Source organism: Bordetella sputigena, from assembly GCF_965137885.1.
GTDB classification, from domain to species: domain Bacteria; phylum Pseudomonadota; class Gammaproteobacteria; order Burkholderiales; family Burkholderiaceae_B; genus Bordetella_C; species Bordetella_C sputigena.
Genome location: NZ_CBCSCA010000005.1, coordinates 138,299 through 153,499, shown reverse-complemented (window position 1 = coordinate 153,499; position 15,201 = coordinate 138,299). Strand labels below are relative to the sequence as shown.

12 protein-coding genes are annotated in these 15,201 nt (G+C 65.5%); 9 read left to right on the top strand and 3 right to left on the bottom strand.

Annotated features, from left to right (window positions below; translation table 11 throughout):
* Positions 1 to 21 precede the first annotated feature (21 nt).
* The 3 genes from ACNA0R_RS11800 to ACNA0R_RS11790 form a co-directional block, all read left to right on the top strand.
* The coding region (locus ACNA0R_RS11800) for a VCBS domain-containing protein (RefSeq protein WP_415826194.1) at positions 22 to 2,862 on the top strand (2,841 nt) is incomplete at its 5' end.
* Between the two features lie 67 nt (positions 2,863 to 2,929).
* A complete protein-coding gene (locus tag ACNA0R_RS11795; protein WP_415826193.1) occupies positions 2,930 to 3,613 on the top strand; it encodes a transglutaminase-like cysteine peptidase in 684 nt (227 codons plus the stop codon).
* Positions 3,614 to 3,633: 20 nt separating this feature from the next.
* Complete coding sequence (locus tag ACNA0R_RS11790) at positions 3,634 to 5,601, top strand: bifunctional diguanylate cyclase/phosphodiesterase (RefSeq protein ID WP_415826192.1); 1,968 nt, start codon at positions 3,634 to 3,636, stop codon at positions 5,599 to 5,601.
* A gap of 21 nt (positions 5,602 to 5,622) precedes the next feature.
* Here ACNA0R_RS11790 and bla read toward each other — a convergent pair whose 3' ends face one another.
* Positions 5,623 to 6,459 carry a class A beta-lactamase gene (gene bla, locus ACNA0R_RS11785; RefSeq protein WP_415826401.1) on the bottom strand — a complete coding sequence of 279 codons (837 nt, stop codon included), beginning with the start codon at positions 6,457 to 6,459 and terminating at the stop codon, positions 5,623 to 5,625.
* Positions 6,460 to 6,851: 392 nt separating this feature from the next.
* Between bla and ACNA0R_RS11780 the strand changes: the two genes are divergently transcribed.
* The 5 genes from ACNA0R_RS11780 to ACNA0R_RS11760 all read left to right on the top strand — a co-directional run bounded on the left by ACNA0R_RS11780 (position 6,852) and on the right by ACNA0R_RS11760 (position 12,104).
* The gene (locus tag ACNA0R_RS11780) at positions 6,852 to 7,652 is read left to right on the top strand and encodes an alpha/beta fold hydrolase (RefSeq protein ID WP_415826191.1); all 801 of its coding nucleotides are present in this window, start codon (positions 6,852 to 6,854) and stop codon (positions 7,650 to 7,652) included.
* Positions 7,653 to 7,809: 157 nt separating this feature from the next.
* Complete coding sequence (locus ACNA0R_RS11775) at positions 7,810 to 8,577, top strand: class II aldolase/adducin family protein (protein ID WP_415826190.1); 768 nt, start codon at positions 7,810 to 7,812, stop codon at positions 8,575 to 8,577.
* Positions 8,578 to 8,641: 64 nt separating this feature from the next.
* The gene (locus tag ACNA0R_RS11770) at positions 8,642 to 10,195 is read left to right on the top strand and encodes an ABC transporter substrate-binding protein (RefSeq protein ID WP_415826189.1); all 1,554 of its coding nucleotides are present in this window, start codon (positions 8,642 to 8,644) and stop codon (positions 10,193 to 10,195) included.
* A gap of 60 nt (positions 10,196 to 10,255) precedes the next feature.
* Complete coding sequence (locus tag ACNA0R_RS11765; protein ID WP_415826188.1) at positions 10,256 to 11,203, top strand: ABC transporter permease; 948 nt, start codon at positions 10,256 to 10,258, stop codon at positions 11,201 to 11,203.
* A gap of 73 nt (positions 11,204 to 11,276) precedes the next feature.
* On the top strand, positions 11,277 to 12,104 hold the full coding sequence (locus ACNA0R_RS11760) for an ABC transporter permease (protein ID WP_415826187.1): 828 nt from the start codon (positions 11,277 to 11,279) through the stop codon (positions 12,102 to 12,104).
* Between the two features lie 6 nt (positions 12,105 to 12,110).
* Here ACNA0R_RS11760 and ACNA0R_RS11755 read toward each other — a convergent pair whose 3' ends face one another.
* Together ACNA0R_RS11755 and ACNA0R_RS11750 are read right to left on the bottom strand one after the other, a co-directional pair.
* Positions 12,111 to 13,145, bottom strand: coding sequence for a LacI family DNA-binding transcriptional regulator (locus ACNA0R_RS11755; protein ID WP_415826186.1), 1,035 nt, complete (start codon positions 13,143 to 13,145; stop codon positions 12,111 to 12,113).
* A 44-nt stretch (positions 13,146 to 13,189) separates the two neighbouring features.
* A complete protein-coding gene (locus tag ACNA0R_RS11750) occupies positions 13,190 to 14,128 on the bottom strand; it encodes a LysR family transcriptional regulator (protein ID WP_415826185.1) in 939 nt (312 codons plus the stop codon).
* Between the two features lie 247 nt (positions 14,129 to 14,375).
* Here ACNA0R_RS11750 and ACNA0R_RS11745 point away from each other — a divergent pair, with 247 nt between their 5' ends.
* Positions 14,376 to 15,185: an N-acyl homoserine lactonase family protein gene (locus ACNA0R_RS11745; protein WP_415826400.1), complete on the top strand. Its 810-nt coding sequence runs from the start codon at positions 14,376 to 14,378 to the stop codon at positions 15,183 to 15,185.
* Positions 15,186 to 15,201: the final 16 nt, after the last annotated feature.

The window sequence follows — 15,201 nt, the reverse complement described above, 5'->3', positions numbered from 1 at the left end:
CACGTTCACGCANNTNNACCNCTGAACGCCAACGGTACCTATACCTTCAATCCCGGCCACACCTTCGACTACCTGCCCAACGGCCAGTCGACGACCACGTCCATTACCTACACCGTCTCCGACGGCCATGGCAGTTCCAACACCGCGACGCTGGTGGTGACTGTCACGGGCACCAACGACGTGCCGGTCATCACGGTGGGCCAGAATGGTTCGGATCACGGTACGGTGTATGAGGACGGCGCGGCCTTGAACGGCAAGCTGACCATCCAGGATGCGGACACGAACGAGAGCACGTTCCAGCCCAATACCATCCACGACCAGTACGGCACCTTCACCATCGACGCCAACGGCAACTGGACCTACACGCTGGACAACGCCAATGCCGCCGTGCAGGCCCTGTCCGGCAATGACAGCCTGGGTACCCGTACGTTCACCGTCGTGTCGGCCGATGGCACCGCCACGCACGACGTCAAGGTCACGATCGACGGTACCAACGACGCGCCGACGGCCGCCGACAACTCGGCGACCGTGAACCTGGGCGGCAGCCACACGTTCACCACGGGCGAGTTCAACTTCGCCGACTCGCACGGTGAACACGACAGCCTGCAGAACGTCATCATCACGCGCATTCCGGACAGCGGCTCGCTGACCTTCAATGGCCAGCCCGTGACCGCCGGCCAGGTGATCTCCGCGTCCGACATCGCCGCCGGCAAGCTCGTCTACACCCCGGGCGCCGACGGCAAGGACACGTCCTTCGGCTTCAAGGTGCAGGACAACGGCGGTACGGCGCACGGTGGCCAGGACACGTCGACGGAGCACAACTTCGGCCTGGCGACCAACAACCTGATCCAGGGCGACAATCACGGCACCGGCGACAACGACGGCCACGGCGGCACGACGCCGCCGCTGAACGGCGGTTCGGGCAACGACATCATCCTGGGCGATACGGGTGGCACGGTCACCACCACCACGCCGGGCCAGAACTACAACATCGCGCTGATCGTCGACCACTCGGGCAGTATGGACGACAGCATCGGCAACCAGAGCCGCATGGATCTGGTGAAGAGCTCGCTGACGCAGTTCGTCAAGCAGTTGGCCGGCCATGATGGCATCGTCAACATCACGCTGATCGGCTTCGGCAGCAGCGCGGACAAGGCGATCACTGTCCAGAACCTGGATCTGAGCGACGTGGATCAGGCGACGGACACGATCATCAAGGCGATCAACAACCTGAACGCCAGCGGTTCGACCAACTACGAGGACGCCTTCGATTCCGCCGTGAACTGGTTCAACGCCCAGGCCGCCGCGGGCAAGGGTACGGCGAACGGTTACGACAACCTGAGCTTCTTCCTGACCGACGGCGACCCCACGGTGTACAACGGCGGTGGCGGCGGTTCCTCGACCAGCGCGACCACGCTGCAGCATTCGATAGACGCGTTCCAGGCGCTGGCGGCCATGAGCACGGTGCATGGGATCGGTATCGGAAGCGGTGTCAACGAGAACTACCTGAAGTTCTTCGACAACACCGATGGCACGGGCACGGGCCAGGTCGACTTCGGCAATGGCGCGACCAACCTGAGCTCTTCGTGGAGCTGGGATCTGGACAACGATGTCAACTGGACCCGTACGCAGAACGGCGGGGGCAGCCTCACCGAAGGCAGTGGCACCACCATCCAGATCACGGACTCGTACGCGGCCAACGGCACCAATTCCAAGTCGACCGTCTACGCGACCGATACCTACAACAACATTACCGTGGGCAACGGCCATACCGGCCACTTCGAGTTCGACCTGGCGGCCTTGTCGTCGTTCAAGAGCGGCGACTCAGTGACCTGGCACCTGCAGCAGTGGCTCAACAACAACTGGGTCGACGTGCAGACCGGCACCAGCCTGGGCCACATCACGACCAACGACGTGGGTTCGGGCACGTACCGGCTGGCGTTCGAGGTCTACGACGGCACCAACAACAACAGCAGCGCGGGCATCAGCGTGGACAACATCACGCTGGTCGACCACCAGTTCGTCACGGGTCCCACCGGCGAGGTCGACATCGTCCTGCAGCCGAGCGACCTGAGCACGGCGCTGACCGGTGGCGGATCGCACTCCGATCCGCAGGCGGTGGGTGCGGATACGATCAACGGCGGTGATGGCAACGACATCATCTTCGGCGACACGATCAACACCGACGCGCTGAACTCCGCGCAGCATCCGGCCGGCACGCACAACGGGCAGGGCCTGCAAGGGTTGCTGGACTACCTGACCGATACGCTGGGCCATGCCCCGACGTCGAGCGATGTCTACAACTACGTCAGCCAGCACAGCGATACGCTGAACGTGGGCGGCGACACGCGAGGCGGCAACGACACGATCCACGGCGGTGCCGGAAACGACGTCATCTACGGCCAGGGCGGCAACGACACCCTGTACGGCGATGCCGGCAAGGACATCATCGTTGGCGGCGCGGGCAACGACACGCTGTACGGCGGCAACGGGCTGGTCCCGGACAACGAGTCGGATACGTTCAAGTGGTCGCTGCATGACGGCGGCACGACCGCCAATCCGGCTGTCGATACCATCATGGACTTCGACAACCGTGCGGCCTCGGCCGGCGGGGATGTCCTCGACCTGCACGAACTGCTGAACAACCCGGCCGACGGCGACCTGTCCAAGTACCTGCACTTCTCCAAGAGCGGTACGGATACGGTCATCAACGTCAGCACCACGGGCGGTGCCGCGCAGCAGGCCTTCGACCAGAAGATCGTGCTGCATGGCGTGGATCTGACCAACAATGGAGCGTTGCAGAACGACCAGGCCATCATCAATGACCTGATCCAGAAGGGCAAACTGCATGGCCACAGCTAAGCCCTAGGCCGGTCGCCCGGCGCGTCGTCGAACGGCGCCGCGCCGGGTAGGCCTTACAATATGTTTCATGGCTAAATCCCATCCTTCGCGCGCCGTCCTGGCCTTGGTCAGGGCGGCTTTCTTCTGCCTGTTGTTCGGGTGGGGAATCAGCGGCGCGCTGGAGCTGGATACGGCCCGGCTGGAGCAGGTCGCGGCCAGCCGCTATGGCAGCAAGGGCGCGCATGCCGTCGCCGCCTGGCTGCAACTGCTGCAGGCCGATACCGCTTTGCCGGAAGCCGACAAGCTGACCAGTATCAACAATTTCTGGAACCGCAGCCTGCTGCAGGCCGAGGACCAGACGATCTGGCACCAGGCGGATTATTGGGCGACCCCGCTCGAGTCCTTGGGCAAGGGCGCGGGCGACTGCGAAGACTTCGTCATCGGCAAGTACTTTTCCTTGATCAAGCTGGGCGTGCCGACCGGCAAATTGCGCTTCGTGTACGTCCGCGCGCGCATCGGCGGCCCCGAGAGCAGCGAACAGATCGCCCACATGGTGCTGGCCTACTATCCGACGCCCAATTCCGTCCCGCTGGTACTGGACAGCCTGATATCCGATATCCTGCCAGCCAGCCAGCGCCGCGATCTGGTACCCGTATTCAGTTTCAATGCCGACGGCGTTTACGTCGACGGCAAACATGCCGCCCCGGTCGATCGCATCGGCCGCTGGCGGGATCTGCTGCAGCGCATGGCGCGTGAAGGCATCCGGCAATAGGCGTTGAAGGAACCCCATCCATGTCCATACTCCGACAACTACTGCTCAGTATCACCCTGGCCATCGCGATCATCCTGCTCGGCACGCTGGCGCTGAGCGTGAGCGCGGCGCGCGACTACCTGGCCGGGCAACTGCAGGTGCAGAGCAGCGATGCGGCCGTTTCGCTGGCCCTGTCCCTGTCCCAGCCGGCCAACAGTTCACGCGTCACGCAGGAGCTGCTGGTTTCGGCTTTGTACGACGGCGGGCACTTCTCCCTCGTGCGGCTGACCGATCCGCAAGGCCAGGTCATCATCGAGCGCAGCGGCCAGACGCAGAGCAAGGTGCCGAACTGGTTCCAGCGACTGGTGCCGCTGTCCGCCAAATCGGCCACCCACGTGGTCACCGACGGCTGGCGCCAGATCGGCGAAGTGACGCTGACGGCCAATGACGTCTATGCCTGGGAAACGCTGTGGGAAAGCAGCCTGCAGATGATCCTGGTAATCGTCGCGGCGGGGCTGGTATGGGCCTTGTTCGCCTTCGCGCTGGTGCGCTGGATCGAAAAGCGCCTGCTGGCCGAGGTGGGCGAACACATGCTGGCCATGGGACGCGGCCAGTTCGGCGGCCCCTTGACGGCCCGCGTGCCGGAGTTGTCCGGCATCACGCAGGCCCTGAACCAGACGCGCGAACAGCTGCGCGTCACCGCCGAGGAACAGACCGCCCGCATCGAGTCCCTGGAGATCGAGGTCAACCAGGACCCGGTCACCGGCCTGGCGAATCGCAAGTACTTCATCAACGAGTTCCTGCGGGCGCTGGACATGGACGCGGGCAAGCCGAAGGACGGCGAATCGCCGCCGGAAAGCGGCCACGTCCTGGTGTTCCGCCAACGCGATCTGGCGGCCATCAACCGCCATATGCCGCGCGAGTTCGTGGACCAGTGGCTGGCCGGTCTGGGCAGCCGCGTGACCGCCTTGCTGGAGCAATTCCAGTTGAACGGCACCCTGGTTGCGCGCCTGAACGGCTCGGATTTTGCCGTGCTGATGCCCGGCTGCCCGGCGCCGACCGCCATGCTGGTGGCCGAGCGCCTGCGCGCGGAACTGCGCGAAGCGCGCATTCCGGTGGGCGAGGGCGGCCTGTGCCGCTGGGCGCTGGGCATGACGGATTACCAGCGCGGGGCCATGGTGGGCGACCTGTTGGGACGCCTGGACTTCGCGCTGATGCGCGGCGAAAGCGCGGGCGACGATCACGTCCAACTGGCGACCGACGATGCGCAAGCGCTGTCCGCGCATGGCGAATCCGCCTGGCGCCAGGCCATCACCGACGGCATCGAGCGGCAGCGCTTCACGCTGGCGCTGGAACCGCTGCGCGCGCTGGATGGTTCCGTCATCCGCCAGGAATCCACCCTGATGCTGCATAGCCAGGACGCGCCCGAACCTATTCCCGCCAAACTATTCATTCCCGCGGCGACGCGCTTGGACCTGACGGCGGAGTGCGATATCCAGGCCGTGCGCCTGGCCGTGAGCCGGCTGATGATGAACGAGGGCGACGTAACGGTGCGCATCGCCATGCCGTCGCTCTCGCATCCGAACTTCCTGCTGCAAGTGGAACGCATGCTGGCGGAGCGCAAGACCCTGGCGACCCGGCTCTATCTGGAGGTGGACGCGCACGCGGTGGCGGAGCGGCGCGATGCCGTGGCCGAACTGTGCCGCATCGCGCGCGACTGCGGCGCCCACGTGGGCGTGCGGCGCCTGGCGCAGCAGCTCAGCGCGGTCAGCCAGCTGCACAGCCTGTCGCTATCCTATGTGAAGCTGGGCGGCGGCTTCGTCACCGGCATGGCGCGCAGCCTGGGCAGCCAGCAACTGGCCGTGTCGGTGGTGGAGACGGCCCGCTCGCTGGGGATCCAGGTGTATGCAGAAGATGTGCCGGACGAAGCGACCCGCGGCATCCTGGCCAAGCTGGGAGTTTCGGTCATGCGGGGGCCCGGGATAACCGTGGCGGATCCGGGCGCCTGATACCCCGGGCATCCGGCGCGACTATCCCAAGCGGCTTATGGCCAGGCGCGCCGCCGCCGCGATCAGTGCTTCGTCGGCCCGCGCCCGGTTGTCGCCAGCGGTCGTGTAGATCGCCAGAACCATCGGTTGCCGGCCTATCGGCCAGAGCACGCCGATATCGCTGGCGCTGGCGTAATCGCCGGTGCCGGTTCTGTCGGCCACCTTGCAGCCGGCGGGCGCGGCGGCCCGTATGCGCCGGTCGCCGGTCTTGTTGCCCAGCATCCAGTCCGCCAGCCTGGCCCGCGCCGGCGCGGGCAGGGCATCGCCCAGCATCAGGTTGCGCAGCAGCCTTCCCATATCGCTCGGGGTGGACGTATCGCGGGGATCGCCCGGGATGGCGGTGTTCAACGCGGTCTCGAAACGGTCGAGCCGGAAACTGGCGTTGCCGGCGGAATGGGCGAACGCAGTCAGGGCAGGCGGCCCGCCCAGCAGGTGCAGCAATAGATTGGCCGCCGTGTTGTCGCCGTATTGAAGCGTCGCCGCGCACAGGTCGGCGACGCACATACTGCCGCCGGCATGCTGTTGCGTGATGGGGGAATAGGACGCCAGGTCGTGCTTCGTATAGCTGATGCGCCGGTCCAGCAGGCCCGGCTGCCCGGCATCCCGCGCCAGCACCGCCCCGGCCAGCACGGCCTTGAAGGTGCTGCAAAAGGGAAAGCGCTCGTCCGCCCGATATGCGACCTCCTGGCCGCTGCCCGTGTCGATCGCGTAGAGCCCCAGCCGCCGGTCATGGGTGTGTTCCAACGCGGCGAATCCGGCGTCGCGAGTCCCGTCGCCAGGGCGCGATGCGGCGCCGGTCGCGGCCAGCGCCGGCCGCATAAGCAGAAAGGGCGCGGCGGCTGCCCATGCCAGCGCTTGCCGGCGGGTGATCGGGGAGGGGCCTTGTTGCGATTGCGGCTTGCGCGGCATGGAGCGTTTCCTACTCATTGGAAAAATCGGGACGAAGCGTGGCGGCCAATACTATCCCTCCGTATCCGGCCGAGGGCAAACGAGGCAAGCGACACCTGGCCGATTGGAGTGGCGGCGCAGGCGCTCGCCTCCTGGAGGCTCATTGAAGAGCCGTTGAATTGCGATTGCGATGTAATGACGCGATGGCTGGCCGCGATGCTTCGCCGCCCGATAATTCCGGGTACAAGAGATTACGCGGCGCCCCATCCCCGCCAGGAAAAAATAGGCGCCGATGCAGTGCCTTGGAACCAGGAGTATCCGTCATGCCCACATGCCGCATCGGCGAACTGGACTTGCATTATGAAATTCACGGCGCGGGCGATCCCATCGTTCTGATCGCCGGCTATACCTGCGACTCCACATTCTGGGACGCGGTCGTGCCGCCTCTGGCACGCCGGTATCGGCTTATTGCCTTCGACAACCGGGCGGTGGGCCGTACCCGCGATGACGGTCGTCCGTTCACGATCGACACCATGGCGGCGGATGCCGTGGGCCTGATCCGGCACCTGGGCTTGTCGCGGCCCGGGCTGGTAGGGCAGTCCATGGGCGGCGCCATCGTGCAGACCATGCTGGCCTCGCATCCCGAGGCCTGTGGTCCATGTGCCATAGTTGATTCGACCCACGCTTTCAGCAGGACTACGCTGCTGGCCCTGGATACCCTGCTGGCCTTGCGCAAGGCGGGCGCCGATCTGGATTTGCTGGTGGATACGGCCTTGCCATGGTTCGCCGGCAGGGAGTGGATGGACGTGCCGGAAAATGTCGCCGGACTCAAGGCGGCGCTTGCGCGGCATCCCGCGCCGCAATCGTTGGCGGATCAGGAAAGGCAATTGCAAGCTTTGCGCACGTTCCGCGCCGGCATGCATAACAAGCCCTGGCGATATCCCACGCTGATCGTGTCCGCTACAGAGGACGTGATCACCACACCCGCCGAAGGCCAGGCGCTGGCGACGAGCCTGCGGGGCCGCTACGCCGAAGTGCCGGGCGGCCATCAGACGCCCGTCGAGCAGGCCGCCCGGCTGGCGACGCTGCTGGACACTTTCTTCGCCGGCCGCCAGGCAGGTTGAGCCGCCCGAGTGCTGCCTAGGTAAAACCCGCAAGCGCCGCGTTTTCCGTTGACGCCCGGCCGGGGCGGCCTCTACCATGATGTGCATACGTAGTCACATCCACGGTCACATTCACGTCGCGGGGCCAGCTTGGCCGCCGGCAGGGGTAAACGAGCAAATGAGCGTAGTCACGCAACCGGCGCCGGCGCGGCCCGCCGGCATGATCGACGGCGAATGGGAGATCCGCTGCGATATGGCGGCCATCTTCCGGGCCATGAATCGCCTGGGCATGAACGAACAGATCGCCAACCACTGCAGCATGATGCTGCCCGGCAGCGACAATCTGTTCCTGATCAACGCCCGCGGCTATCACTACAGCGAAATCACCGCCAGCAATCTGATCGTCTGTGATCTGGACGGCAAGGTCCTGCGCGGCGACGGCGAGCTGCGCAAGGTGGCCTTTCATATCCACGCCCGCCTGCACCTGAAGCATCCGCAGGCGCGCTGCATCCTGCACGTCCACCCGCAATACCTGACCGCCTTGTCCATGCTGGAAGAGGGCAGGCTGGAGCTCGTGCATCAGAACAGCGCCATGCTGTACGACCGCGTCGCTTATGACGAGATCCACAACGGCGTGGTGCTATGGGACGAAGAGGGCGATCGCATCGCCGACGTACTGGGCGACCGCACCATCCTGATCATGAAGAACCATGGCGTGACGGTGGTCGGTCCGAGCGTGGCCGAGGCCTTCGACGAGCTCTATATCGCCGAACGCACCTGCATGTACCAGATGACCGCCATGAATACCGGCATGAAGCTGAAGAGCATCGGCGACCAGCTGCGGGACCGCTACAACGGTCCGTGGGGCGAACGCTTCGACGCGCGCCTGCACCTGGACGCCTGGCGCCGCATGCTGGACAAGCAGGAACCGGACTACGCGACCTGAGTATGTCGCGGCCGTCGCCGGCATAACGAGCATCAAGATCAGTCAAGGTCAAGGGGAAGTGAACATGAAGCGATTCTTTCCGTCCGCCGGCTTGCTCGCCGCGGCATGCATGGCTGCCTTCACCCTCGCGGCGGCGCCCGCGCAGGCACAGAAGCGCGGCGGCGACGTGGTGGTGGCGCAGCAGGCGCAGCCGCCCAGCCTGGATGCGCAAATCACCTTCGCGCAGGCGGCCCGCAACATCAATCTGCATATCTACGAGGCCCTGTTCGCCCGCAACGACAAGGGCGAGACCATACCCGAGCTGGCGGAAAGCTATACCGTCGCGCCGGACAGCCTGTCGTACGAGATCAAGCTGCGCAAGGGCGTCCTGTTCCACAACATGAAGGAAATGAAGGCGGCCGACGTGAAGGCGTCCCTGGAGCGCTACGCCCGCTATGGCGGCAGCGCCCAGAACATGACGCTGGTCGACCATATCGACGTCGTCGACGACTACACCGTCAAGATCTTCATGAAGAAGCCTTTCCAGGGCTTTATCGAGTTCCTGGGCTCGCCGCGCGCACCCGTGGCCATTTATCCCGCCGAAGAAGCGGCCAAGGGACCGAACCAGATCAACACCATCGGCACCGGTCCGTTCCAGCTGGTCGAGTACAAGCCGGACAGCTACGTCAAGCTCAAGCGCTTCGACGCCTATTCCGCCAATCCGAACTACAAGGGACGTGACGGGCTGGGCGGTCGCAAAACCGCGTATTTCGACACCGTGACGTTCCGCTTCATGCCAGAGGCCGGTGCGCGCGAGTCGGCCCTGCAGACCAATGAAGTGCAGGTGCTGGAAGCGATCTCGCCCACCGCGGCCAAGCGCCTGAAGAACGACAGCAATATCAAGATCTACGAGATGATGCCCTGGGCCTTCCAGACCATCATCCTGAACGCCGGCGCGCCGCCCACCGACAACCTGAAGGTGCGCCAGGCCATCCAGGCCGCGCTGGACGACGAGGAGATCATGGCGATTTCCACCGACGGCCTGTATCGCATGACGCATGGCTGGCAGCATCCCGGCACGCCTTACTATGCCGGCGACGTCGGCAAGAGCCTGTACAACCAGCACAACGTGGAGCTGGCCAAGAAGCTGTTGAAGGAATCGGGATACAAGGGCGAGGAAATCACCTTCATCGCCGACAACGGCTTCAAGAACCACAACGACACGGCGGTGATCGCGACGCAGCAGCTGCAAGCCATCGGCATGAACGTCAAGCTTCGCATCGCCGACTGGCCCACCACGCTCGCGGCGCGCGACAAGCCCACGGGCTGGAACCTGTTCCCCATCATGGTCGGCATCGAGCCGTACGAAGGGCCGAACGGCGTGGCGGTGCTGTTCACGGGCGACCAGAACTGGCAGCATCACAAGGACGCCGGCCTGGAAGCGGCCGTGGCGAAACTGAACAGCGCGCCGGACTTCGCGGACCGCAAGGCCGCCTTCGCAACGATCCAGCAGATCGTCTATGAGCAGGTGTACGCCATCAAGGTCGGCGACATCGGTGTGCTGGAGGCCGCGCGGTCCAACCTGAAGAACTTCGTGCCGCATCGCGTCCCGCGCATGTGGGATGTCTGGTACGAATAAGCGTGGTTGGCAAACGGTCGCGGCGCACCGCCGTGCCGCGGCGCCGCCCGGGGAGTTCGCATGCTGATGTATCTGGTGCGCCGTCTGTTGAGCGCCATTCCGGTTTTGCTGCTGGTGTCGCTGCTGACGCTGAGCCTGATCTGGCTGGTGCCCGGCGACGCCGCCGCCGAGCTGGCCGGACCGGGCGCCAGTGCCCAGGAGCTGGCGCGCCTGCGTACGGAACTGGGCCTGGACCGGCCCGCCTATGTGCAAGCGTGGCGCTGGTACGTCAACGTCCTGCACGGCGACCTGGGCCGATCCCTGCTGCTGAATCGCGGCGTCACCGACGCCATCCTCGAGCGTTTGCCCGTGACGGCGTCCTTGACGCTGCTGGCGTTGCTCATGACCGTCGCGGTCGGCATGAGCGCGGGCGTGCTGGCGGCGGTGCGACGCAATACCTGGGTCGACCAGCTTGCCATGACCTTGTCGATGCTGGGCCTGTCGCTGCCGGACTTCTGGCTGGGACTGGTCGGCATCTATCTGTTTTCAGTGCAGCTGGGCTGGTTTCCGACCGGCGGTTATGTGCCTTTCATGCAAAGTCCGCTGGGCTGGCTGCACAGCCTGTTCCTGCCGGCCGCCGCGCTGGCGGCGACCCAGCTGGGGCTGCTGGCCCGCATGACGCGATCGAGCATGCTGGAGGTGTTGAGCCAGGACTACATCCGCACCGCGCGCGCCAAGGGCGTGCCGCCGCGCACCGTGGTCGGCCGGCATGCGCTGATCAATATCGCGGTGCCGACCTTGACGGTGATCGGTGTGAACGTGGGCATCCTGATAGGCGGGGCGGTGATCGTGGAGTCGGTGTTTTCCATTCCAGGCGTGGGACGGCTGGTGATCGGCGCGATCCAGCGCCGCGATCTGCCGGTGATCCAGGGCGGCTTGCTGATGATCGCCTGTGCGATGGTGATCGTGAATCTCGTCGTCGATCTGCTGTACGCCGTCTTTGACCCGCGGGTGCGCTATGGCCGGTGATCTCGCGGCGGGCCGGACAGCCCAGGGGGCGGAGGCGGCGCCCGGCCGGTGGCGTCGCCTGACGCAATCGCGCATGCTGGCGCGCTTGCGCGGCCACCGCCTGTTCATGACCGGGCTGGTGCTGCTCACCATCATCCTGTTGATGTCGCTGCTGGCCGGCTGGCTCGCGCCGTATTCGCCGGTGGTCAACGATTACCGCTACCGGCTCGGGGCGCCCAACGCCGTCCACTGGATGGGTACGGACAGTTTCGGCCGCGACGTGTTCAGCCGCATGCTGTATGGCAGCCGCGTGTCGCTGCGCATCGGCTTTTTCGTGACGCTTTTCACGGGCCTGGCCGGGACGATCATCGGCCTGTGCGCGGGTTATTTCCGGCGCCTGGAGAACCCCATCATGCGCGTGATGGACGCGCTGATGGCGTTTCCCGGGATACTGCTGGCGATCGCGCTGGCGTCGGTGCTGGGGCCTTCCGAGACGAACGTGGTGATTGCCCTGGTGATCACTTATACGCCGCGCACGGCGCGCATCATGCGAGCCGCGGCCCTGGTGCTGTCGCAGATGGAGTTCGTGCAGGCGGCCAAGGTGGCGGGCGCGGGGCATTTGCGCATCCTGGTCCGCCATATCGCCGCCAACAGCCTGGCGCCGCTGATCGTGCAGATGACTTTCATCTTCGCGATTTCGATACTGGCCGAGGCGGTGCTCAGCTTTATCGGCGTGGGGCCGCCCCCGCCCACGCCCACCTGGGGCAACATCATCGCCGATGGGCGCGACTTCATTCCCGATGCGCCCTGGATCTGCCTGTTTCCGGGGCTCGTATTGGGCATGACGGTGCTGGGGCTGAACCTTATCGGCGACGGCCTGCGCGACGTACTGGATCCGCGGGTCCCGGTCGACGGGCGCTAGCGGCAACTAGAACGACGCCCGCCGCACGAGTTCTCCCTGCAGGACCTGGCGCACCGGCGCCTCCTCCGCGGGGTGATCCAGCAGGTCCAGCGCCGCTTCGATCATGCGGTCCAGCGGGTTGCTGTACGTCGTCAGCATGTATGGCGGCCAGCTGGCATTGGGAATATCGTCGAAGCCGACGATGGCCGGCGCGGCGCGCAGCCCGCCCGGCATTCCGCGATAGCCGTCCAGCATGCCGATGGCGACCATGTCGTCGCCGCAGAACACCGCATCCACGCGCGATCGGCGTTGGCGCAGCAGGCCGGCGGCCTCGTAGCCCCAGGAATGCGAAAACGCGCCCTCCAGTACGACCTCGGGCGCGATTCCATGCTCGCGCAAGGCTTGCAGGAAGGCTTCGCGCCGCACGACGTTGGTGGGCGAATCCGGCAGGCCGCCGATATAGGCGATGCGCCGCTTGCCGGCCGCGATAAAGTCCCGCGCCACCAGGCTGCTGCCATGCACGTTGTCGCAGGAAACGCCGTGGACGGCTTTTTCCTCGACATAGCGGTTGACCATGACGATGGGCGTGCCGCTTTGCCGTACCTGCCGCGCCGCGCGTCCGCCTATGCTGACGTTGGCGATCAGGATGCCCTTCACGCGGTAGCGCAGCGCCAAGGGTAGCTGGCGGTCGATGTCCTGGCCGGGCGGGGAGTTCAGCAGCAGCACTTCCTGTCCGCGCCGCTGGATCGCCAGGGTCATCTTTTCCAGCATCTGCGGCACGAAGGGGTGGGTGATATTGCTGGTGACGACGGCCACGATGTTGGAGCGTCCCTTGACCAGCGAGCGCGCCGCCATGTCCGGCAGATAGCCCAGCTTGCGCGCGGCTTTTTCGATCTGCTGGCGCACATCGGCGGCGACATAGCCGCGGCCGGCGAACACGCGCGAAACCGCGCTTTGCGATACGCCGGCCTCGCGCGCCACATCCTTCTGCGTGTATCCGCTTTTCTGCGCGCGGTGGGCGCGGGACTTTACCGGTGCGGGGCGGGATGGCTGCGTGGACAAGAGGGGCATTCCGGGGATGGCGGGCCGTCGGGCAGTATAGCCAGCTATGTCGCGTGCCGATAGGGCAAGCCGCCGCCTTCGTCCCAATGCGGGTTGCTGGAAATCAGGTCCGTCAGGAAATCGACGAAGGCGCGCACCTTGGGCGATAGATTCTTGCTCGGCAGATAGACCGCCGATACCTGCGGACCAAGCGCGACGTAGTCGGTCAGGATGGGCTTGAGCCTGCCGTCGCTGAGCGCATCGGCGGCGATGAAGTTGCTGATCATGGCCACGCCCAGGCCCGCGGTGGCCGCTTCCAGCAGGGATTCCGCATTATTGATGTTCAGGCGGCCGGATACCGTCTTGCCGAAGGTGCGCCCGTCCTTGACGAACTGCCATTCGCGATAACGGCCGGTGTGCATCAATACATAGGCCAGGCAGTGATGCCGGTCCAGCTCTTCGGGGGTCGTCGGTTCGCCGTGGCGCGCCAGGTATTCCGGCGCGGCGCAGGCGACAAAGCGCAGGTTGCACAAGCGCCGCCCGATCAATCGCGCGTCCGCCAGTTCGCCGATCTGCACGGCCACGTCGATGCCTTCATAGGCCAGGTCCACCATGCGGTCGCTCAGCTCGGCGTCCAGTACCAGATCGGGGAAGCGTTCGATGAAGCCGCTCAAGTGCGGCACGATGACGCGGCGGCCGAAGCCCACCGGCATATGCACGCGCAGGCGTCCGTGCGGCGCGGCGCGCGAACGGTTCAGCGAGTTTTCCGCGTCTTGTACGTCGGCGAGGATCTGCTGGCAGCGCTCGAAAAAGCTGGCGCCGTCGTTCGTCAGGCCCACCGAGCGCGTCGTCCGATGCAGCAGGCGCAGGCCCAGTTCCTGTTCCAGCCGCGTGATGGCTTTGCTCACGGCGGAAGAGGTCAGCCCCAGATGCTTGGCCGCGTCAGTGAAGCTGCGCGTTTCCGCGACCTTGGCGAAGACGCGCAGCGCGTTCAGATTTTCCATGGCCTTCCATGTCCGGCGCCATGGAACCGCGGCGCCGCGCGGATTGATGAATCAATTTCACGAGTGTTTGTAATTCTATCTAATTGATCGGTTGTAAGGTGGAAATTAGACTGCTCTGCATCAAGAGCCACGCAATGAGGCCCGGGCCAGAACCGGCGCCACCCGTTGACGCGTGCCGTATGGAGAGAGACGTCCGATGTCGCAGCAGCACACCGCCAACAACCCGTCCGTGTCCGGCGGCGCCCCCATGGACGCGGCGGAATGTCCGCCGGGCTACGAGGTGTACGCCGTAAAGTACGCAACGCGTCCGGCGCAGCGAAGCGCGAATTTCCTGGGCGGGGATCCGCACGACGCGCCGATGCCGATGGACTACTACGTGTGGGTCATACGCGACGCGCGGCGCGTCGTCCTGGTGGACACCGGCTTCGCGCAGGACATGGCCGACAAGCGGCACCGCACCTTGCTGCGCCATCCCGCCGCCGCGCTGGAGCTGTTGGGCATCAAGGCGGCGGACGTCGGCGACGTCGTCATCACCCATCTGCATAACGATCACGCCGGTACGCTGGGCGACTATCCCAACGCACGATTCCATCTGCAGGATGGCGAGATGGCCTTCGCCACGGGTAGACATATGTGCTGCGGCATGTTGAACCGCGCCTATGAGCCCGAGCATGTCTGCGGAATGGTGCGCCTGGTATTCGGCGACCGCGTGGTCTTCCATGACGGCGACGAAGATATCGCGCCGGGTATCAGCGTGCACCGGATCGGCGGCCACACCGGCGGCCTGCAGGCGGTGCGCGTGCATACGGCGCGCGGCTGGGTCGTGCTGGCTTCGGACGCCAGCCATTACTACGAGCATTTCGAGCAGGATCGCGTTTTTCCGCTGGTGTTCAGCGTGGGCGACGTACTGCAGGGATACCGGCGGCTGAAAGCCCTGGCGGCGTCACCCGTGCACGTGGTGCCCGGGCACGACCCCTTGGTCATGCAGCGCTATCCCAGCGCGGGACCCGGCCTGGATGGCATTGCGGTGCGGCTGGATATGGCGCCCATCCCCTGAAGGCAGCGGCCGGACG